The sequence below is a fragment of the Bifidobacterium sp. LH_413 genome (genome assembly GCF_056357015.1).
The window spans coordinates 76,196-98,093 of the sequence record NZ_JBKEVK010000004.1; the positions used below are offsets into that span (position 1 = coordinate 76,196).

Sequence of the window (21,898 nt, forward strand, 5' to 3'; positions counted from 1 at the left end):
ATGACCTCCCTTGCCTGATTCGAGCCTGTTCCTTCGTGTCTAGATTACACACATGCGGTTTGGCTTTTGTCAAGTGGAGCCGTGTCAATGCCACAGTTCGGACGTCCGATGTGGTATAAGCCCGTTCCCTTGGTTTTCCAACGGAACGGCGTCCGTCCCTCCCCGTCTTCAGGATGCTTTTCGTCCGCATGCCGTACAATCGAGAGGATTTTTGTCTCCGACAGGAAGGTTTGCGTCCGTGGGCTCGAAGAGATCCGGCAACGATATCCCCAACGTGAACGGATGGGGAGACCGCTCCCCCCGTCATAGCGTGGCGTTCCGCATCCAGCACAAGCTGCGCGACACCGTGATCTGCGTGGTCGTGGCGGTGCTCGTGTTCGCGGGCACCGCGGCCGGCGCGACGCTGCTGGATATCAACGGCACGATCGCCGACCAGGCGGTCGGCGTGATCCCGCAGAACGGCAACTCCGCGTCGAACTCCGTCGTCGACCCGAACGCCGGCAAGTCGCTGGAGATCCTCATCCTGGGTCAGGACACGCGCGACGGCGGCAACAGCGCCATCGGCGGCTCCGGCGGCGACCTGGACGGCACGCACAACGCGGACACGACGATGGTCATGCAGATCTCGGCGGACCGCAAGTACATCAATCTCGTGTCCATCCCGCGCGACTCGCTCGTCGACGTGCCGAGCTGCGAGACCTCGAACGGCACGGTGGGCGCCCAGTACAACGTGATGTTCAACTCGATCTTCGCCTCCGGCTACAGCCAGGGCGGCGACCTCGCCTCGGCGGCCAGCTGCACGATGAACGCGGTGAACTCGCTGACCGGCCTCAACATCCAGAACTTCATCGTCGTCGACTTCAACGGCCTCAAGAGCATGATCGACGCGGTCGACGGCGTGGACCTGTGCATCCCCTCGGACATCTCCGACGACTACACGGGCACGTACCTGAACAAGGGCTGGCAGCATCTCGACGGACTGGCCGCGACCCAGTACGCCCGCATGCGCCACGGCGCCGGCGACGGCTCCGACGTGCAGCGCACCACCCGCCAGCAGTACCTCGTCAAGCAGCTGCTCAACCAGGCGCTGCAGAAGAACATGCTCACCCAGTCCGGGCAGCTCTACCAGCTCGCGAAGGCCGCGCTGAAGTCCCTCAACATCTCCAAGGGACTGGCGAACACGACGACGCTCGCCGGTCTCGCCATGAGCCTCAAGGACCTCAAGGTCTCCAACTTCTACACGCGCACCGTGCCCGTCGTCGAGGCCCCGACCGACGCCAACCGCGTGGTGTGGGGCGACGACGCGGACGCGCTGTGGGCCAAGATGCGCAACGGCGAGCCGTTCGTCTCCCAGACCACGGAGACCTCCACGGACTCCGGCTCCACCGGTTCCGCCGACTCCGGCCAGTCCGGTCAGTCCAACGGATCATCCGCCGACCAGAGCGCGGCCGCTCAGGGCTCCACGGACCAGCAGGGCACCGAGCAGCAGGGCACCGAGCAGACCCAGTCCGCCAACACGAAGGTCGCCGACGGCGTCGAGCAGGACGCCTCGGGCCAGTACATCGACACCGCCACCGGCGGCGTCATCGACACGGAGACCGGCATCATCAAGGACGCGGCCAGCGGCCAGGTGATCGGCATCTCCGAGGCCTACCTCAACAACGTGGCCTGCCCCGTCAAGCAGTAGCCCACGGCGGGACCGGCGTGTTCCGGCGAAAGGCCCCGCGGCGCGATGCGCGTCGCGGGGCCTTTCGCATGTGCCGGAAATGAGAAAATACCAGACGCCCGGCCCCCATCCGCGCCACGATGTGCAACAGTGTCATAGGTTCAGACAACAATCATCCGATCAGGCACGGGGAGGCGGCATGACGCAGGAAGACGAGGGCTCACGTTCCCAAGGGGTTCCTCCGAGCTTCATCCCCGCCGCCTCCCGCCGCCGCCCGGCGGCCGAAGACGTCCCGGGATTCGCCGCCAAGCCCGCGTCGTTCACGCCGACGGCCGCCGCCTCGTTCACGCCGGCCGCGTCGTTCGCACCGGCCTCGTCCGGCGGCACGCCGCCGAGCTTCACGCCGGTCCCGTCGCGCGCCGAGGCGCGTCATGCGCAGCCCCGGCAGTCCCAGCATCCGACGCCCGCCTCGTTCACCCCGCGTTCCAGCGCATCGGCGTCCGTGTCCTCGCTCGGGTCGTCGGCCGCGCCGTCACGGGTCCCGCGGTCGACGGCCGCGCCGCGATCGACGTCATCGGCCGCCGCCTCCGGCCACGATCATGAGCAGTCCCCGCGCAGCTTCTCCCCCGCGCCGGCGCGCGCCGCACGCCGGTCGACGGGTTCCAGCAGCGTCGCCGGTACACGCCGTCCGGGCGAGGGCGCGGCACGCGCCGCACGAACGGATCGCCCCTCGTCCATGAGACGGGACGCGGGAGGCCGCGACGGTCTGCAGCACGCGGGGAACGCACGGACCATGCGGGCCATGCGCCGCCGACGCCACCGCGCTCCGCACATCATCCTCGGCGCGCTCGCCGCGCTCGTCATCGCGCTCATCCTCTCCGTATTCGGCGCATGGCATTGGGTGGACTCCCGCCTCACCAAGGAGAACGGGTGGCTCACCTCGGCCGCGAACACGTCGGCGACGACATGGCTGATCCTCGGCTCCGACGAACGCGACGGCACCGCCGGCGGCAGCGCCGACGACACGCCGGGCTTCCGCACGGACACGATCCTGGTGCTCACCAAACCGAAGAACGGCCCCAGCTCGCTCATCTCCATCCCGCGCGACTCGCTCACCCAGGTGGACGGCACCTACATGAAGATCAACGCCGTCGCGCAGCTCAGCGGCAACCAGGCGCTCGTGAGCACCGTCGAGCAGATCACCGGTCAGAAGATCGACCACATCGCCAAGATCAAGTTCGGGGGCCTCACGACCGTGGTCGACGCGGCCGGCGGCGTGAACCTGTGCTACGACGAGACGGTCCAAGATCCGTACTCCGGACTGAACTGGCAGGCCGGATGTCATGTGGCGGACGGCACGACGGCGCTCGCGTTCTCCCGCATGCGCTACTCGGACGCGAACGGCGACTTCGGACGCGCCCAACGCCAACGTCAGGTGATCTCGGCGATCGTCTCGAAGATCTCCTCCAAGGAGGTGCTGGGCAATCCCGCCAAGGCGATGAAGGTCGCGGACGCGGGCCTCGCCGCGGTGACCTTCGATTCGAAGACCTCCCCCGCCACGTTGCTCGACATGGCGCTGACGTTCAAGGCGGCCACGGGCTCCGACGGCGTGACCGGCAGCGTCTATTGGACCGACCCCGACTATCAGGTCGACGGCGTCGGCTCATCGGTCCTGCTGGACGACTCGAAGAACCTCGAACTGTTCTCCGAACTCGCGGGAGGCACACACAAGGCCGGAACGGTCGGCACCCTCGCGGAGGCGGAGAACGGCTGACAGTTCCCGCACGACGAATCGCCCGTCCCTCGTCCCCGGATTTGTGAAGATTTCCGGGGGCTCCATCCACATTGCCCGTGGAGGTTGCACGCGACGCGCCCGCTCCCGGACACTGGGGGCATGACACGGAGAACCCCATCGCGCGGCAGGGCGGCCGACGATCCCGCGCGCCGCGAGGAGCGCCTGACCATGGTGGCGACGGCGGCGCCGCTCGCCGCCCAGATCGTCATGCTCGCCGTGTTGCTGGCCATGCGCCGCTGGATGTTCGCGCTGATGTTGGCGCCGTCAATCATCGGATGCGTCGCCGTGATGCTCGCCCAGCACGCGCGGAACCGGAACCGGGACCGCGACCCGTCGGGCATCGGCGCCGACGACCGCGCACGGCGCGAGGCGATCGACGACGGCACGGAGCTGGACCTGCTCGAACCGGTGCCGCTGGAAGGCCTGCTCGCGCTGCTTCCGTCCGACGACGCGCTGCCCTGGCGGACGATCGCACGGCGATGGCTGGAACCGCGCACGCTGGACGTGCCGGTCGGCGTACGCGCCGACGGTGTGTTCCGGTTGGATCTGGAACGGCAGGGGCCGCACGCGCTGGTGGCGGGCACCACGGGCTCGGGCAAGTCGGTGCTGCTGCAGAGCTGGTGTCTGGCGCTCGCCTGCCGCAACACGCCGGATGACCTGCGGTTCGTGTTCCTGGATTTCAAGGGAGGGACGGCGTTCAAGGAGCTGGAACGGCTTCCCCACTGCATCGGCAGCGTCTGCGACCTGGACCTGAAGCACGCCACGCGCGCCCTGCACGCCATCGAGGCGGAGCTCAGACGCCGCGAACGCCTCGTCTCGGACGCGCACGCGCAGGACGTCGAATCCATGGGGACCGACGCGCCGCCCCGCATCGTCATCGTGGCGGACGAGTTCCACGCATTGAAGGACCAACTGCCGGACATGGTGGACCGGCTGGTGCGCATCGCCTCGCTCGGCAGGGCGCTCGGCATGCACGTGATCGCCTGCACGCAGCATCCGGCCGGACAGGTGTCCGCCGACATGAAGGCGAACATGTCGCTGGGACTGTGCCTGCGCGTGCGCGACGGCGTGCAGTCGACGGAGATCATCGGCTCGACGAAGGCCGCACGCATCCCGCCGTCGCTGCCCGGCGTGGCGTACTGCAGCGACGGCGAGACGGTCGTCCCGTGGCGTTGCGCCGCCGCGCGGGACATCCCGCGGATCGTGGACGCGGTGGACGCCGCCGCGCGTCTGCACGGTTCGATCCCGCCGCCCGCGCTCTTCACCGCGCCGCTGCCGCGACGCGTGGATGCGATCGCCACGTCCCCCGGCGACGACGGCGTGCCGTTCGCCCTGCGCGACGACGGCGTGTCGCTCCACGTCGCCCGTCTGCCGTTGGACCGCGGCAACATCGGCGTGATCGGGCAGCACGGCCGCGGCAAGACGAACCTGCTCGACGTGGTCCGGCTTCGTCTCCTCGCGGGCGCCGGAGCCGACGCGCCGGCCGTGCGCCTCACCGTGCGCGACGGGGACGGCCATCGCAGCCGGATGCTGCGTGGGGACGCCCGCGGGACAGGCCCCGCCCTTCCCCGGTCCGCCCGCCCCCGGCTCGTCTGGCTCGTCGATGACGCCGGCCCCCTGTTCGACCCGTTCGGCGATGACCCGCTGTGCGCCGAGCTGCGCGGGGCGCTGACGGACCACCATGTCACCGTGGTGTTCGCGGCCGATACCAGCCGGCACATCCGCATCCCGGAGCATTGCGCGATCCGCGTGGTGTTCCCCACCGGCGACCGCGCCACCGATCAGATGAACGGCATTCCCGGCGACCTGTGGACGTCGTTCGACCATGACGACATGGTGCTGCCCGGGCGAGCGGTCCTCATCGACCATGCGCGTGCCGCGCCGGTGCAATGCGCGCTGGCCGGCGGCTGACGGGTCCGCCGCGCCGGCGTGCGCCGCGTTCCTTCATCTCTTTGGCGAAAAGTCTTGAAAATGACGTGCGAACGTGCTTATGTATATGAAGACAGGATGTAGAGGGCTCGGACAGGAGTGTAACGACGATGAGCAGTGCTTACGATTGGCGCGCCAAGGCCGCGTGCCGCGACAAGGATCCGGAGTTGTTCTTCCCGGTGGGCAACACGGGTGCCGCATACCAGCAGATCGAAGAGGCCAAGGCCGTGTGCCGCACCTGCAAGGTGATCGACGCATGCCTCAAGTGCGCGCTCGACACGAACCAGGATTATGGTGTCTGGGGCGGCCTGAGCGAGGACGAGCGTCGCCAGCTCAAGCGCAAGGCGATGCGTCTGCGCCGCTCGCAGGCCATGCAGATGCAGATCTGAGATTCGCATCTCCCCCGTGGTTCCCGCGTCATACGAGAACCACGGCTTTCCGCTTGCATATGATGAGGCCCGGTTTCCCGTGGGGAGCCGGGCCTCGTCATATGTCCGGACCGTCGCCCGTCGCCCGAACGTCACTCGGTCTGGGCGGCGCGCAGCTTCATGTCGAGCACCACGCGGGTGCCGCCGTCGCGACGCGGCTCCCAGCGCACGGTGCCGCCGAAGTCGTTCGTCACGAACGTGTTGATGATCTGCGTGCCCAGGCCCGAGCCGGAGGAACGCGCCATGCCGCCCTGGGCCTCCGTGTCGATGCCGGTGCCGTCGTCCTCGACGATGACGCTCAGGTTCGAGCCGGAACGTCCCACCGAGATGGTGATGTGGCCTTCCTTGCGTCCCTCGAAACCGTGCTCGACGGAATTCGTGATCAGCTCGGTGAGCACGAGCGACAGCGGGGTCGCGTCCTGGGCGGGCATCATGCCGAACTTGCCGACGAAGTCGATGTCGATGTGCTGGTCGCGCATCGTGGCGACGTCGACGGCCATCTTGAGCAGGCTGGCGATCACCTTGTCGAAGTCGACGACCTCGTCGACGGTCTGGCTCAGGCCCTCGTGCACCATGGCGATGGTCTGCACGCGGCGCTGCGCCTCCTTGAGCTCCTTCTTGACCTCCTCCGACTTGGTCTTGCGCGCCTGGAGGCGCAGCAGGGCGGAGACGGCCTGCAGGTTGTTCTTCACGCGGTGGTGGATCTCGGAGATCGCCGCGTCCTTGGTCTGCAGCTCCTGTTCGCGGCGGCGCAGCTCGGTGACGTCGCGGCACAGGACGATGCCGCCGGTGCGGCCGTTCATGTCGTACAGGGGCAGCGAGCGCACCGACACGGCGGAACGGTCCGTGGTGATCTCGGAGTCGACGGCGGCCTTGCCGCTGAGCACGAGCGGCAGCTGTTCGTCGACCTGCTCGTTCTGTTCGCGCAGCAGGTCGGCGCCGAGCTCGCTCAGGTAATGGCCCTGCATGGTGGTGAGCAGGCCGAGGCGGCGGAAGCAGCTGATCGCGTTCGGCGAGGCGTAGCGGACGATGCCGTCCATCGTGAGCACGATGAAGCCGTCGGCGACGCGGGCCATATGGCGTTGGCTCATCACCGAATCGGAGTACGGGAACTGGCCGCGCGGGATCATCTCGTACAGCTGCTTGCCGGCGTTGATGCTTTCGGATTCGTAGCGGCCGTTGGATTCGCGCGTCGCCATGTTGGTCTCGCGCACGACGAGGCCGAGCGTCTTGCCGTTGTGGCGCACGGGCGCGTACACGTTGCACACGGTGGACTTGCCGACGGTCCTCAGCACGGTGGACCGGAACACGACGGCCGACTGCATGGCGGCATCGAGCTCGCCGGTCATCGCCTCGGGCATGATGTCGCCGACGACGTCGTCGGTGCGCAGCGTCATCACGGTGGAGGGACGGCATTGCTCGGCCACGACGTAGCGGCCGTCGCCGTTCTGCATGATGAGCAGGAGGTCGGCGAAGCTCAGGTCGGCGATCACCTGCCAGTCGGCGACGAGCTGGTGCAGCCATTCCCTGTCCCTGTTGTCGAGGTCCGGCCGCGTTGCGAGTATCTGGGAGAAATCTGCCATGGCCCCCATCATACGCAACGCCGCGTCCTTCGCGACGCCGGTCTTGCGCCCCGGCAAGGCTTGACTTCGCCGTAACCTACGCTATCGTAGGTTACGGTAACGTAAGTACCGGATACGTCAATACATGAAGGGGCCGGAGGCGGCATGGCATACACGGGGAAGCTGACGGACGAACAACTCAGGGAGAAACGGCAGGCGGTCGTCGACGCCCGCGAGCAGGCGCTGAAGGCGCGCGCCGACGCGGCACGCAGCAAGGCCGAGCTCAAGGCGCAGGAGATTCGGCTCAAGGCGGAGGCGAAGGCCAAGCACGTCATCGCCAAGGGCGAGGCCAAGGCGTTGAGGCTGGAAGGCATCGCGCCGGCCGAGGTCGAACGCAAGATCCGCCTCGACGTGCATGGACGCCCGAAGCCGGCCATGCGCGGCTGGATCCACGCGGTCGCCTCGCCGCTGTCGCTGGCCGCGGGCATCGTGCTCATCTGCCTCGCGCAGGGGGCGGGCCTCAAATGGGCGTGCGCCGTGTTCATGACGGCCTCGCTCGTGCTGTTCACGAACTCCGCCTGCTACCATCTGGGCGATTGGAGCCCGCACGTCACCGACGTGCTGCGCCGCATCGACCATGTGAACATCTTCCTGCTCATCGCCGGCACCTACACGCCGGTCTCGTTCGCGCTCCAGCCGTTCTGGCGCAACTTCATCATCATCTCGATGTGGACGTGCACGGCCGTGGCGATGATCATCCACGTGATCTGGATCTCCGCGCCGCGATGGCTGTACACGATCGTCTACATCGTCTTCGGCATCTACGGGCTCGCGTTCATGGCGCTGTTCTGGCGGTCGCCGTACGCGGGTCCCGCGGTCGTGATCCTGCTGTGCGCGGGCGGCGCCTGCTACATCCTCGGCGCGATCGTCTACGCGCTGCGCAAGCCGGATCCGTGGCCGCGCGTGTTCGGCTTCCACGAGATCTTCCACTGCGGCACCGTCGCCGGGTACGCCTGCCACATGGTCGCCATCTACATGGTGATCGTGGCGTTGTGGGTCTGACCCGGATCCGAGCGACACCGGACACGGCAGCCGGATAGCGAAGGCCCTCGGATTCCCGATCGATTCGATCCGGGAATCCGAGGGCCTTCGCTATCACGCTCACACGAGCGGCTTGGACTCCTTGATGGTCACGGAGATCTCGCGGCCGTTCGGTGCCTTGTAGCTCACCGTGTCGCCGGCGGAGGCGCCGTTGATGGCGGCGCCGATCGGGGACTCGGGGCTGATGATGTCGTGGTCGGTGGCGATCGACAGGTCGCGCGTGCCGAGCACGAACACCTTCTCACGGCCCATGATGTCGAGCGTGACGAGGGAGCCGTCGCCCACCTTGCCGGCCGGCGGGGCGGTGAGGATCTTCGCGTGACGCAGCTTGACGGTGAGCTCGTCGATGCGGCCCTGGTTGACGCGCTGCGCCTCGCGGGCAGCCTGGTATCCGCCGTTCTCGCTCAGATCGCCCTCCGCGCGCGCGGCGGACACCTTGGCGAGGATCTCGTCGCGGTACTCGCCCTCACGCCAGGCGAGCTCCTCCTTCATCTTGTCGTACGCCTCCTGCGTGAGCAGGATGTCCTTGTCGTCTTCTGCCATGTCGCTTCCTTATCCTCCCCGGCGCGCGTCACGCGCACGGGGATGCTGTGAATGTCTGTCGTGGATATGCGAAAGCGCCGGTCATCCCCGGCGCTTCCTGAAGAATCCGCTGCCGCCGTACTCAGCGCGTGGAGATGATGTCGATCACGAACACGAGCGTGTCGCCGCCGCCGATGCCGGCCTGCGGGACGCCGCGCGAACCGTAGCCGTACTCCGGCGGGATGGAGACGATGAGACGGGAGCCGACGTTGTGACCCGGCACGGTCTGGTCCCAACCCTTGATGACCTGGCCGACGCCGATGCCGAAGCTGGCCGGCTGGTGGCGGTTGAAGCTGGAGTCGAACGGCTCGCTCTTGCCCCACACGACGCCGTGGTAGTTCACGGTGACGGTGTCGCCGCGGCGGACGATCGGACCGTCGCCCTCCACGACCTCGACGACCTTGAGACCGGCCGGCGCCTCGGCGGTCGGGAACTCGATGACGGGCGTGGTGCCGAACTCGGCCTGCACGGTGGGCATATCAGCCATGGGCTGCCTCCTATCTCACGGGGCGCGCGTCCCACACGACGCACGCCCGCATACGGAACATCATCCTCAATCGGACACAATGCCGACCATACTAGCACCACCGGCGCGCGGCAATCGGCATTCGGCCACTTCGGCGGTCGGCGTTCGACCGTCTCAGCATTCGACCACGTTGACGGCGAGGCCGCCCTTCGAAGTCTCCTTGTACTTGGCCATCATGTCCTCGCCGGTCTCCTTCATCGTGCGGATCGCCTGGTCGAGGCTCACGATGTGCGAACCGTCGCCGAGCATGGCCATGCGCACCGCGTTGATGGCCGTGTTCGCCGCCATCGCGTTGCGTTCGATGCAGGGAATCTGCACGAGGCCGCCGACCGGGTCGCAGGTCAGTCCCAGATTATGCTCGATGCCGATCTCGGCCGCGTTCTCCACCTGTTCGGGGGTGCCGCCCATCACGGCGGCGAGTCCGGCGGCGGCCATCGAGCAGGCGGAACCCACCTCGCCCTGGCAACCGACCTCCGCGCCGGAGATCGACGCGTTGCGCTTGAACAGGTAGCCGATCGCGCCGGCGGTGAGCAGGAACGTCACGACGCCCTGCTCGTTCGCGTCGTCGACGAAATGCCAGTAATAGTGGAGCACGGCGGGGATGATGCCGGCCGAGCCGTTGGTGGGGGCGGTCACGATGCGCCCTCCCCCGGCGTTCTCCTCGGAGACGGCGAGCGCGAACAGGTCCACCCACGCGGCGTCGGAGCTTTCGAGCACGGCGTCATGGCGCTGCCGGTCACGGCGCAGCACGTCGGCGTTGGAGGCGAGACGCGCGTACATCTTCGGCGCGCGGCGGGGCACGTCGAGGCCACCGGGCAGCACGGGCTCGGTGGACGAGCAGCCGTGGTTCACGCATTCGCGCATGACGCGCCACACGTTGTCGATGGCGGTGCGCACCTGCACGCCGGAGCGTGTGGCGGTCTCGTTGGCCCACACGAGTTCGGCGATGCTCAGATGGCGTTCACGGCACAGGTCGACGAGTTCGGCGCAGGAGGAGAACGGGTAGGGCGCGTCCGGGCCGAAGTCGGTGGACGCGGACTCGTCCTCGTCGGCGAACGCGGTGCCCTCCGGCGGCCGCTCGTGGATGCCGATCATCAGGTCGTCCGGGTGCCCTTGGCGGATGAATCCGCCGCCGATCGAATACCAGACCTGCTCGTCGACGAGGCTGCCGGCCGCGTCGAACGCCTGGAAGCGCATGCCGTTGGGATGCGCCGCCATGCGCTTCCACTGCTCGAAGACCATGTCCTTGTCGTAGTGGAATCCGATGCGCTTCTCCCCGGCGAGGTTGAGCGTGTCGTCGAGCGCGCAGGTCTCGCGGATGCGCAGCATGTGCTGCGTGTCGACGGTGGCGGGCACGTTGCCTTCGAGTCCGGCCATGACGGCGCGGTCGGTGCCGTGGCCGAGTCCGGTGAGCGCGAGCGAGCCGTACAGGGTGACCTTGATCCGGTCCGTGCGTTCGATGAGCCCGTCGTCGCGCATCGAGGCGACGAACGCGTGCGCGGCGGACATCGGCCCCACGGTGTGCGACGAGCTGGGGCCCACGCCGATGGAGAACATGTCGAGGACGCTGAACATGGGGTTCCTCCTATCTGCCTTGTCTGGCTGTCTGGCCCGCCCGGCTACCTGCCGAGTGCGGAGAACATCATCACCGCGCACACGAGGCCAAGGGCGGCGAGCGCGATCTGCGCGACGAGCAGGCCGATCGCGGCCTTGCGCCTGGCGGCGAGCTTCGGACCGTGCGTCTGGCCGAGCATGGTGGCGACGAAGCCGAACACCGCGTAGTTGACGGCGACGGCGGCCACGTCCCCGTTGGAGAGCACGACGCCGTTGAGCGGCTGGTCGAGCGAGTTCATTACCGAGGTCATCACGAACAGGCCCCAGATGCCGTAGCCGATCGCGCCGATGACGCCGTAGGCGATGGGCTTGAACTTGTCGCGCATGCGCAGGGTGAACGATTCGACGCACCACAGGATCGCGAAGCCGACGACGTACGTGTAGGCGACGGCGACGAACGTTACGACGAGCGCCCACGGCACGAGCGAGGCGACGTTGCCGATCATCGTGAGGTAGAAGCCCGAGCAGGCGATCGCGCCGACGGTGAGCGCGGCACCGACGATGATGTTCTGCGCGAGCATGATCGGCAGTCCGGTCGTGGTGTCCTTGTCGACGTGGCTCCAGCTGGACGGCATGACGTTCCTCTCCTTCACGGGTGCATTGTGGTCGGGTGCATTGTGGTCGGGTGCATTGTGGTCGGGACGGGGAACGAGCCTAGCCGCCGTATGTTTCGGCGGTTTGTTTCCGGATGATGACGAACGATGGCGGACGATGGAAGTGCCCCCGCAGGGATTCGAGCATATCGAGCTTCAGACAACAGACACCGCCAAGCTCCATACTTGCAGCCAGACAGATGTACTCACACTGACCGGCAACATCCTGCCATTCGGTTTCCTGACCATCATTATTCGTAAACCCAGTCGTCAGTAAGGTAGTCACCTTTTCCTGTGGTGCTGGCGGGGAGGTCCCCCGCTTTTTCTTTTCTCTAAATCATTCCTGGTCTTGCAGAGACGTACGTGAAGTAGCGCAACGTGGGAACACCGAAGGAGCTTGTAATGGAAAAGCATGTAGGCGCACTTTTAGGTGCACAAGCCGACACGGGCAAAAGCACTCCTGAGGTGTGCAATAGACCTAGGTCCAATCGGCCAGTCAGAGCTACAAGGAGGAGGAACTCCACCCGCGCGGGACGGACCCGGAGCAAATGGGGATCGGTCATAGCAAGACTGGATTCTGACGGACAACTGTATGCGTGGCAGGTCCGGTATAAGAACCCGATCGACCCTAGTAAGAAAGTACAACGTCAGTTCAAACCGGAATTCAAAGCGGAGGCATATCGATGGCTTGATGAGGAGCATGAGCTCGTCATCAAGCATGAGAAGGGCATCAAGCAATGGGTTCATCCGACCGAACGGGCTAAAGCCGAAGCCGCGCTTCAGATTACATTCGGTGATTTTATCCGAAACGAATTCATCCCCGGATACCGTAAATCCGATGGAACGCCTTTGGCCGGGTCATCGAAACGGAACCTGAGAGCGGATTGCTGATCTGTTGGCTTTCGATTTCCTTCCCGATCAGCATGATGCTTACGTGTTGCAACAGGCCATTCTGGAAATCGCCATGCAGACTTCGAAGCTGGAAGAATCCAAGATTGAACTGGAGAGAGCCTTGGCTCTGGCAGAATCCTCTCATGCCTTCCCCATATTGGTCAAGGACGGAGCATAAGAAACAATCCCGCTTCCTATTCCAGATGTCACGGAAGTGCCCGCCCACTTGGCACGGGCACTTCCAACCAGTTTCCTTCGCGGACTAGTTCACTTGGCTCTTGACCAGCCCGGTTCCGTACGGGAACAGCACCGCGTTGGAATCGATATATTTCTTGGCGATGTTGTTGGCGTCTTTCGGCCAGGTAGTCGTCAGGTGCCCGCTGAAGTCCCGATCTGCGGACAGCAGCACATCGGCCACGCCCTCTCCTTCGGAACCGGGGAACCCGGCCATGACCACCGCATCCACCTGCTTGAGCTGGTCGGTGATGGTCAGTGCTCGGCCCGTGGTCAGTATCAGGACGATGGGCAGGTTCGGATGCGTTTTGCGGATGCTGGAGATCGTATTGATATCCTTCTGCTGCAATGTCAGTTGATTCGCGGTGCGGTCGCCGGCGTATTCCGCGTATGGGCTCTCCCCGGCGACGACGATGGCCGCATCATAGTTTCCGGTGAATGAACCGTCTTCCTTGAGATCGACGGTTTGTCCGTTCTCTTTGCCGGCCGTCTTGAGGCCCTCATAGATGGTGGTGCCGCTGGTGATGTCGCCAGCCGACCCCTGCCAGGTGATCGTCCATCCACCGGACTGCATGCCGATGTCGTTGGCGGACGACCCCGCCACGACGATGCGCTTCATGGACGGCAAGTCGTTCATCAACGTGGAGCCATCATCGGTCGACCTGTTCTTGAGTAGCGTCAATGATTGCGCGACGGCCTCGCGGGCCACGGCGCGATGTGCCTCGCCGCCGAATTGCGCTAGCAGTTCCTTATTTGAGTAGGCCAGCTGTGGGTTCTCCAGCAGACCCATCTCATCCTTCACGTTGAGGATACGGGTCACCGCATCATCGACGCGCGCCATGGCGATATCCCCGGAGTTCACGCCGTCGATGACGGCCTGGCGTGCCGCGATCCACTTGGGTTGGGTTCCCTCGTGTTCGTCCACCATGAGCATGTCTACGCCGGCGTTCACGGCCTTCGCCACTTTCTGGGCGTAGTTCAGGTTGCCCTCGATCTGGTCGATGCCGTTGTAGTCGGTTATGACGATGCCGGTGAATCCGAGTCCTCGTTTCAACACGTTGGTGAGCAGGTCGGCGTTGCCGTGGCATTTTACACCGCCGATGGAGTTATAGGAGACCATCACCGATCTGACGTTCGCGTCCTGGACGGCCGCCCGGTAGGGTACCAGCAGTTCGCTGTCGAGAATCTTCCGGAATGCTTCGCTGTTGTAGTCGAGAGGCACGTCACCTTGGTTGACGCCGTCTTTGGTGATGCCCTCGCCGATGAAATGCTTCGCGGTGGCGATGGCGGAGTCCGAGCCGGCCAGCCCGCTGCCGCTTTCGCCCGCCTGCGAGCCTTCGATATAGGCGGCGCCGAGTTTGGCCGAGAGATCTGCGTTCTCACCGTATGCCTCATAGGTGCGGCCCCATCGTTCGTTTTTGGGCAGTCCCAGCGTGGGCGTGAATACCCAGTTGGAGCCGGTGGCTCGTACCTCGCTTGCCGTGATCGCTCCGATCTGCTTCACGAGTTCGGCGTTTCCGGTTTGGCCGAGGTTGACGTTGTGCGGGAACAGTGTGGCGTCGGCGACGTTGTTGTGGCCGTGTACCGCGTCCACGCCGTACAGCAGCGGGATGCCGGTCTCGTTGATGACGGCGTGCTGGTAGGAATCGGCGCGGTTCGCCCAATCGGATGCGCTGTTGCCTGATTCCGGGGCGGCACCGCCGCCGCTCAGTATGGAGCCGATATGGTATTCAGCGGCCTGCTGCGGCGTGATGTGCCGGGTGTCCGGCTGCATCATCTGACCGACTTTATCTTCCAAGGACATCGAGGCCAGTAATCGTGCGACGCGATCGTTCCGGGCGGTCACCATGGTGGCGGCTGGTTCCGTATGTGAAGATGCGGGTTTCCGATGCGGGTTTCCGTCGTCGTTTGCCGAGGCCATCGGCACTGCGGCAAACACCAGTGATGCTGAGATCGCCATCGAAAGCAATGTGGTCGCCACTGCATTGCGGCGTCGAATACGGTTGTGCATGGTCGTTCCTTGTTCCTTATTCATAGAACGTTTGGATATTCATATTGAGGTTGGATGCGGCTCATGGCCGCGGCTGAAGGGAACGCCCGGAGACCTGTATTCTTACAGGACTCCGGGCGCCCGTTTCCCTATCAGCGACGGCGGCTGCGGGCGCGCTTGGCGAGCAGAAGCGCCACGCCACCACAAACGAGTGCGAGGGCGACGGCCAAGGCGACACCGATGGCCGCGCCAGTCTTGCTCAGCGCTGTGTTCGTCTTGCGATCCGAGGACGCACCGTTGCCGCTGGACGGAATGACTTCCTGTTTCAGCCCGTCGATGGCCTGTTGGAGGGCGGATTTTGCCGCCTCGACCTGTTCCTTTGTGGCGTTATCCGAGTCAAGGATGGACTTCGCGGCGGCGATGGCCTTATCGAGGTTCGTCTTTGACGCGGCGGTGAAACGCTTGCCGTCATCTGGCTTCAGCGATTCGGCCTTTTCGACCAGTGCTTCGAGCGCGGACTTGTCGACGGTCGGCTTGGTGGGCTTGTCCTCCTCCTTCAGTCCGTCGAGCGCGGACTGCAATACCCGTGCCGCGTCGTCCACGGTCTGCTGGGCGGCCGTGCCGTCGGCGGAGACTTTGAGCGCGTTGGATAGTGCTTCATCCAGCGCGGCCTTCGATTCGGCGGTGAACTGCTTGCCGTCGGCGGGCTTACGGTTCTGGGCCTGTTCGATCAGCTTGTTGAGCTGGGTCTTGTCCACTGTCGGCGGCATGGGTTGGTCTGCGCTTTGGAGCGTGAGATTGGCGTACCGGTAGTTGACCGCGCCTCCCCTGGCCACGATGCGGAGCAGATGTTCGCCTTCGGTGAGCGGGACCTTCTTCAATGCGGTGGTGGCGTAGCTGTCCCAACCGTATTGGGGTACGTCCAGCGCGGCCAGCTCGGTGCTTTTGCCGTCCGCTGCGACCTCTTCAATCACGGCCGATGCGTTCTGGTCGTTGGTGGCGGCGTTGAGGCTGAACTGGTAGGTTCCACCCTGCTTGGCGTTGATGGAGAACTCTTGGTAGGAATTTTCCTCGCCCCATCCGACGTTACGCGTGTTGCCGGTTCCTTGCAGACCCCAGGCCTTGTCGTCGGAGCCGCCAATGATCGCATCGGTGGCGAGTCTCACCTGGCCGGAGGTTCCGGTTGCAGTGCCGACGTCCGTGGCATGGACTTTGGTGAGTCGCAGATCCCAGATGCTGGCGTCATCGGCGGTCAGTGCCACGCGCAGCGTCTGCTCGCCTGCGGCGAGGCGGATCCGCGTACGTCTTTCTCCGGTGTTCGCCACATCCCAGGTGTTCGGCAAGCTCACCGATACCGATTCCAATCCGGAGCCGGAGATCCTGATCGCGTTCGGCACGGCTTTGGCGTTCACCCAAAAGCCGTAGGTCAGCGTATAGTCGCCTTCCTCGGCGACGTTCAGCGTGTATTCCGCATAGTTGCCGTTCTTCTGGTTGTTGCTGAGGCTGCCGTTGGAGTCGGAGGCCTTGTCTTCGTTCAGGGAGACGGTGTCACCACCGACGGCGATGGGCGCTATCGCCTTGGACAGGGTGAGCTTCAGGCTGCGGTAGTTGAGACTGGTCCCCTTGGTGAGCACGCGGATGCGGTGTTCGCCCTGGGTCAGCTGCACGGTGGCGGTCTGCGTCTTGTAATTGTCCCAGCCGGTGTTCGGCACGTTGAGCTGCGTTAGATCGGTCGCCGTGGAGCCATCGACTGTTTGTATGTGTGCAACGGCACCGTCGGATCCGGTGGCCGCGTCGAGGGTGACGACGTACGTGCCGGTCTTGGCGACGTCCACCAGGTAATCCTGATAGGAGTCGGCCTCGCCCCATCCGATGTTGCTCGGGTTGGAGCCTTGGATGGCCCATGCTTTGTCAGTGGAACCGTTGATGACATTTGAGGGTGCCAGTGTAGCCGGGGAATCGGCGTTCGTCTTCACTGCGTTCGCTTTGGCGATGCGGATGTTCCATAGGCTCGCGCCTTCGGCGTTGAGCTCGAAGCGCAGTGTCTGTCCGCCCGCCTTGAGGTGCAAACCCGTTTTGTATTCGCCGGTGCCGTTGTACATGTTCGGCAGCGAGATGCTGGCGAGGTTGTCGGTGGCGAAACCGGTGCCGCCGGAGAGTTTGATGGCGTTCGGTACGGCGCCGCTGTCCCATACGCCGAAGGTGATGGTGTAGTCGCCTTCCTCGGTCACGTTCAGGTAGTAGTCCTGATAGTCGCCTTTCTTCTGGTTGTCGCTCAGCGATTCGACGCCGCGATATGGTCTGGCGTTCTCGCCGCCAAGCGTCACCTCCTGATCGCCAACCGTGATGCCGGCGGGCATGTCGTTGGTACCGTTGAAGGTCAGGTCGGCGGACAAAGCGCCTTGGCCGTCGCTGTCGTCGTATCCGTTCGCCGCGACCGTCAAGCTGCCGGAGGTGCCGCCGTACAGCGTTTTCCCGGTCCAGTCGAGGGTCAGGGTGATGGTGTGGGCGTCTTTGCGTTCGGCTTTTGTCAGCGTCGCGTATGCGGCGATATCGCCGGTGAGCGAGACCACACCGTCGTCGGCGACGTGGTCGTTGAAGGTGCCTCCCGTGATGGTCACGTCCACGGATTTGGCCTGGTAACCGATCTCGCCTGCGGAGAGCGATTCGGGATCGTTCACTGCGGTGAACGTGACCGGCGCACTGATTGCGGTGCCTGCCGTACCGGAGTACTGGCTGGCATCCACGTTCAGCGTGGCGGTCATGTCGCTATCGAAGTCGACGTCCGATTCCGTAGTGAAGGTGACGCGCGCCGTGGTGTCGTTTACGCGATCGACGGTGTATGCGATGCCGTGGGGCGCGTCGTCGAACGTCCATTTCGCGGGATCAAACGTCTGGACGAATTGGCCGTCGGCCAGTGCAAGGGTGATGCTTTTGCCAGTGAGCGATCCTTCGGTCAATTGCTCCTGTTCGGCCGTGATGGCGTTGCCGATGACCATCGCCGAGAACGATTGCGCGGCGCGGTCGAGCTTGATGCGCAGGGTGGCGGTGCCCTTGGCGAGCTGGACAGTGGCCTTTGTTCCGTAGACGTAGTCGCCGAGCTTGGTCTCCGTGCCATTGCCGTCCACGGAGTACAGGCTCACGTCGGCCGTGGTGGTGTCGGCTACGGTACGTACATGCTTGGTGGCCATATCCGTGGGTGTGGCGACGTATGCGGATTCGTGAACGGTGGAGCCGTTGTCGCGCGACGGTTCTTCAGACTCATCGCCCGTGTTCGGCTCGGTGGGATTGGCGGCGTTGCCGTCTTTCTGGTTCGTGCCGTTCTTCGATGAATCCTCATCAGGCGTTCCGTCACCGGGTTCTTGCCGGGTGGAATCGCCGCCTGTCTCGGTCTTGGAGTCCGCGCCGGCATCGCCCGCATCGGGGACGGCTTCTGCATCGTTCCCTGAAACGTTCGCGCCGGTGCCGCTGACCATGACGTCATAGGTGCCGGTCTTCTGCACGTTCACTGCGTAATCGAGATGATCGCCGTCGGCTATCGCGACAGCCTTGCCGTCGGCGATGCGTACTCCGTCACGATCGGTGTAGTTCGTCGCGTCGAGTCGTCCGGGAATGCCTACGGTGTCCTGTGTCTTGGTGAAGGCGATGCCGGCAAAGTTCACGCCGCCTTCGGGGAAGGCCACACGTAGGATCTGGATGCCCTTGCCGAGTGTCACCGTGGTCTGGGTGGTGGAGATGGCGGCGTTGTCGGACGAGTAGTGCGCCACGCCGAGTTCGTCACCGCCGGAGGACAGCGTGACCGGCGTATTGCGTGTAGAACCGCTCGCGGCGGAGAGGGCGTACGCCACCTGGTAAGTGCCGGCCCTGTGCACGTTCACCAGGTATTCCACGGTGCTGGTTTTGTCGAGCCCGGTGATGACGGTGTCGTTTTTGGCGCCGGCACCGTCGAGGGTGGCGTCGGCCAAGGTCAGGGCGGCGGTCACGTCCTTCACTTTGGTCTGGTCGATGGGCAGCCACCGGTAGGTGGCGACGTTCTTGGCCGGCACGCTGGACACGAACTGTGCACCATTGTTGACGACCTTGAATTTCTGTTCCTTGTCGGTTCGGTTGACGACCACCATGGAGACCTCACCGGTCTCGGGGTTCTTGAACGCCACATTGGTGAGCGTGTCCGGGGAGCCGGCGGTGCTGTCCACACGTACGTCGCCCGGACGAATGTACCGGCTGAACTGGCTGATGAGGTTCACTTCAGGCGTGTTGACCACGTCATCGGGGTTCTTCGCGTTCTGCACGAAGGTGGTGGGATCGGGAGTGCCGACCCAGTGGTGGGTCTTGCCTTCGCTGTCGAGCATGGAGACCCAGCTGTTGTAGCTCTGAGAGCCGTTGCGGAACCAGTCGATCATCCAGTTCGCTCCGGTGGTGCCCCACCAAGAGCGTTCGGTCAGGTGGATGGACTTGTCCGGGTTGGCCTGGCTCAGTGCTCCCATCGTGCTGGGGTTGCCGCCGTAAGGATGGAAGGCGATACCGTCCACGTTGGCCCAGTCCTCGGGGCTTTGCTTCATTTCGCTTACGTAGGCGTCGGCACCGTCGAAGTTGTGGTCGAACGCCCAGACCTGAACCTGTTTCTCAGCATCATTCAACACGGTGCTGGCCGCAAGCTGTCTTTTGATGGCGGTGGCGAGCTTGGCTTCCTGCGTACCGGTCATATGGCAACTCGGATAATCGATTTCCAGCAAGGGCTCGTTCTGCAATGTGAGTGCGGAGACTGGGATGCCTTCCTTCTGGTATTCCTCGATGTAGCGCACCAGGTACTTGGCGTAGTCGTCGATATGTTCGCTGTTGAAATCACCTCCCTTGAGCAGCAGATTATTGTCCGCATAGGATGCGCTGGAGCTGGTTGGGGTCTTCATCCACCCTGGCGGGCTCCACGGTGAGGCGAAGAAGCTGATGTCGACGCCGAGGTTCTTGGCTTCGGATTGGAGCGCATGCACGAAGTCGATGATGTGTTCGTCACGGTCCTTCTGAATACTGAATCCAGTGATACCATCGCCGTCCCAATTGGGTTCCGCACCGTTCAATGTGGCGTTCGGGGCATCGTAGTAGGTGTAGAAGTCTTTGTCGGTGAAGTCGGCGGCGCCGATAGTCAGGCGGAACGAGGTCAGTCCCATGCCGTTGACCGGGTCAAGCAGCGTCCTGATGAATTCGGCGCGTTTGGATTCACTCATTTTCCACCAGTTGCCCACAGTGGAGCCATCCACGGAGGTACCGATACCAGTGATGGTCTGGTAGGTTTTCGTGTCATCCACTGAGATGTCGGTGATGTTCTCATCGGTGGTGTCGGTGACGTTGGTCAGGTCGATGGCGTCCTTGGCCGATACCGCGTTGCTGACTGTCCAGTTGGGTTTGGATGCGTTCTTATCCGTCAGGTTCCAGAACCAGCCTGACTCCTGCGAGTGTTCCGTCGAGGACATCGTGACCTGGACTCCGCTGTTGCGGATGACGGTGCCAGTATCGGCCGCCGACGCGGCATTCATTGGGATCAGCATGGCCATCGAGACCGTAAGTCCCGTCAATGCGAGGCCGATTCGCCTTCGTTGTTTCATCATTCTCCTTCGAACTTCCTGTTTTCCATTGCGAGTCATCGAACACGTCGTCGTTGAAACACTCCAATGTGTGGATGCGCTTCATCGCCTCACCATGACACGCATTTCATGCGCATGAAATTAAAACATTCGCATGAATACCGCCATCCTATCGCAAAGCAATCAGAATGTCAAAATTCATTCGAATGAAATTTGGGCGGATGTCACGCAAGCGACTGACAATATTTCACAGCAGGCACTGCAGTTGCGCGGTCGTTTGCGTCGCGGAATGCCAGGCACCGACAATACAGGTCACGAGTACAACAACCGTCGTGGCTGCGGATATGAAGACGGCCGGTACTCCACGCTTATCGTAGAGTACCGGCCGAAAACGGTTCCCGTGAGTATTGGTCATCTAGTCGACTCTCGCCAGATCGGCAGCTCCGATAATGCCTGCCTTGCCGCCGGCCTTGGCTTCCAGGATGTTGGCGTGCTGGCGGTACATGCTGGCCTGTAGGTATCGGTTGAATGCGGTGCTGGCGGGGCCGAGCAGCATGCTGCCGACCTCAGCCACACCTCCGCCGATGACGAAGGTGTCGGGATCCAGTACGGCGGACAGATTGGCCATGAGCCGGCCGAGCCAGTCGCCTAGGCGTTCGAACGCTTCGGTGGCGGTGGGGTCCCCCTGTTGGGCGGCGTCACGCACCATGGGGCCTATAAGTTTACTGCGGTCGTATTCGCATGTTTCGAGCAGGTGCTGTGACTGGTTGGGTTGGCGTCTGGCGGCCGACCATGCGAACCGTTCCAACGCCGAACCGGAGGCGTATTGCTCCGCGCAGCCGAACAGGCCGCATCCGCAGGCCTCGCCATCGGGGACCATGACCATGTGGCCGATCTCGCCGGCCATGCCGAACGCGCCCCTGGCCAGATGGCCGTCGACGATGATGGCTCCGCCGACACCGGTGCCCACGGTGATCATGATCATGTCCCGGGAGTCACAGCCGGCGCCGAAGCGGTATTCACCCCATCCGGCGGCGTTGGCGTCGTTCTCGACAACCACCTTGACCCCGTTCCCGATCAGATCTTCGATGGCGTCGGCGAGCGGGTACTGGTTCCATGCCGGCAGGTTCGCCGCGAAGCTGACGGTGCGTCGGTCGGATGCCACGTTGCCGGCGGCCGAAATACCGATGGCCTTGATGTCGCCCTCTTTTTTGCACTGTTGGTAGATGTCGGCCACGACGGCGTTGATGTCGGCAGCATCCTCCGGTGTGGGTACGCGCTGCAGGCAGCGGATGTTGCCTTCCTCGTCGCAGATGCCTCCGGCGATCTTTGTACCGCCGATATCAATGCCGAGCGTTTCCATGGCTGATTTTCCTTGCTGTCGAAATAGTTGTTGAAAGCTAAC

General features: G+C 64.1%; 16 protein-coding genes. 7 read left to right on the forward strand and 9 right to left on the reverse strand.

Annotated elements, in window-relative coordinates; translation table 11 throughout:
- Window positions 1-238 precede the first annotated feature (238 nt).
- The 4 genes from AC1AYN_RS07510 to AC1AYN_RS07525 all read left to right on the forward strand — a co-directional run bounded on the left by AC1AYN_RS07510 (window position 239) and on the right by AC1AYN_RS07525 (window position 5,779).
- Window positions 239-1,687, forward strand: a complete 1,449-nt coding sequence (locus tag AC1AYN_RS07510; protein WP_476532781.1) for an LCP family protein — start codon at window positions 239-241, stop codon at window positions 1,685-1,687.
- A gap of 178 nt (window positions 1,688-1,865) precedes the next feature.
- Window positions 1,866-3,440, forward strand: coding sequence for an LCP family protein (locus tag AC1AYN_RS07515; RefSeq protein WP_476532782.1), 1,575 nt, complete (start codon window positions 1,866-1,868; stop codon window positions 3,438-3,440).
- A 120-nt stretch (window positions 3,441-3,560) separates the two neighbouring features.
- On the forward strand, window positions 3,561-5,372 hold the full coding sequence (locus AC1AYN_RS07520) for an FtsK/SpoIIIE domain-containing protein (RefSeq protein ID WP_476532783.1): 1,812 nt from the start codon (window positions 3,561-3,563) through the stop codon (window positions 5,370-5,372).
- Window positions 5,373-5,500: 128 nt separating this feature from the next.
- Window positions 5,501-5,779 (forward strand): WhiB family transcriptional regulator, encoded by a 279-nt coding sequence (locus AC1AYN_RS07525; protein ID WP_034526413.1) that lies wholly within the window; start codon window positions 5,501-5,503, stop codon window positions 5,777-5,779.
- A gap of 131 nt (window positions 5,780-5,910) precedes the next feature.
- Here AC1AYN_RS07525 and AC1AYN_RS07530 read toward each other — a convergent pair whose 3' ends face one another.
- Window positions 5,911-7,401, reverse strand: a complete 1,491-nt coding sequence (locus AC1AYN_RS07530) for a sensor histidine kinase (protein WP_476532784.1) — start codon at window positions 7,399-7,401, stop codon at window positions 5,911-5,913.
- Between the two features lie 144 nt (window positions 7,402-7,545).
- On the opposite strand from AC1AYN_RS07530, the gene trhA reads away from it, so the two are divergent.
- Window positions 7,546-8,442 carry a PAQR family membrane homeostasis protein TrhA gene (trhA, locus tag AC1AYN_RS07535; protein WP_476502146.1) on the forward strand — a complete coding sequence of 299 codons (897 nt, stop codon included), beginning with the start codon at window positions 7,546-7,548 and terminating at the stop codon, window positions 8,440-8,442.
- A gap of 99 nt (window positions 8,443-8,541) precedes the next feature.
- On the opposite strand, the gene AC1AYN_RS07540 is transcribed toward trhA, so the two are convergent.
- The 5 genes from AC1AYN_RS07540 to AC1AYN_RS07560 form a co-directional block, all read right to left on the reverse strand.
- Window positions 8,542-9,024, reverse strand: a complete 483-nt coding sequence (locus AC1AYN_RS07540; protein ID WP_476502145.1) for a GreA/GreB family elongation factor — start codon at window positions 9,022-9,024, stop codon at window positions 8,542-8,544.
- 121 nt (window positions 9,025-9,145) lie between these two features.
- Window positions 9,146-9,550, reverse strand: coding sequence for an FKBP-type peptidyl-prolyl cis-trans isomerase (locus AC1AYN_RS07545; RefSeq protein ID WP_476502144.1), 405 nt, complete (start codon window positions 9,548-9,550; stop codon window positions 9,146-9,148).
- A gap of 153 nt (window positions 9,551-9,703) precedes the next feature.
- Window positions 9,704-11,164 carry an L-serine ammonia-lyase gene (locus AC1AYN_RS07550; RefSeq protein ID WP_476502143.1) on the reverse strand — a complete coding sequence of 487 codons (1,461 nt, stop codon included), beginning with the start codon at window positions 11,162-11,164 and terminating at the stop codon, window positions 9,704-9,706.
- A gap of 44 nt (window positions 11,165-11,208) precedes the next feature.
- A complete protein-coding gene (locus AC1AYN_RS07555; RefSeq protein WP_476502142.1) occupies window positions 11,209-11,778 on the reverse strand; it encodes a cadmium transporter in 570 nt (189 codons plus the stop codon).
- A gap of 79 nt (window positions 11,779-11,857) precedes the next feature.
- A complete protein-coding gene (locus AC1AYN_RS07560; RefSeq protein WP_476532785.1) occupies window positions 11,858-12,082 on the reverse strand; it encodes a hypothetical protein in 225 nt (74 codons plus the stop codon).
- Between the two features lie 116 nt (window positions 12,083-12,198).
- On the opposite strand from AC1AYN_RS07560, the gene AC1AYN_RS07565 reads away from it, so the two are divergent.
- Window positions 12,199-12,687: a hypothetical protein gene (locus AC1AYN_RS07565; RefSeq protein ID WP_476532786.1), complete on the forward strand. Its 489-nt coding sequence runs from the start codon at window positions 12,199-12,201 to the stop codon at window positions 12,685-12,687.
- Between the two features lie 4 nt (window positions 12,688-12,691).
- On the forward strand, window positions 12,692-12,865 hold the full coding sequence (locus tag AC1AYN_RS07570) for a hypothetical protein (protein WP_476532787.1): 174 nt from the start codon (window positions 12,692-12,694) through the stop codon (window positions 12,863-12,865).
- An 84-nt stretch (window positions 12,866-12,949) separates the two neighbouring features.
- Here the strand turns inward: AC1AYN_RS07570 and AC1AYN_RS07575 are convergent, their stop codons facing one another.
- From AC1AYN_RS07575 to AC1AYN_RS07585, 3 genes are all read right to left on the reverse strand, one after another.
- Window positions 12,950-14,932 carry a glycoside hydrolase family 3 protein gene (locus AC1AYN_RS07575; protein WP_476532788.1) on the reverse strand — a complete coding sequence of 661 codons (1,983 nt, stop codon included), beginning with the start codon at window positions 14,930-14,932 and terminating at the stop codon, window positions 12,950-12,952.
- A gap of 131 nt (window positions 14,933-15,063) precedes the next feature.
- On the reverse strand, window positions 15,064-20,517 hold the full coding sequence (locus AC1AYN_RS07580; RefSeq protein ID WP_476532789.1) for a carbohydrate-binding protein: 5,454 nt from the start codon (window positions 20,515-20,517) through the stop codon (window positions 15,064-15,066).
- Between the two features lie 391 nt (window positions 20,518-20,908).
- On the reverse strand, window positions 20,909-21,856 hold the full coding sequence (locus tag AC1AYN_RS07585; RefSeq protein ID WP_476502137.1) for an ROK family glucokinase: 948 nt from the start codon (window positions 21,854-21,856) through the stop codon (window positions 20,909-20,911).
- Between the last annotated feature and the right edge of the window lie 42 nt (window positions 21,857-21,898).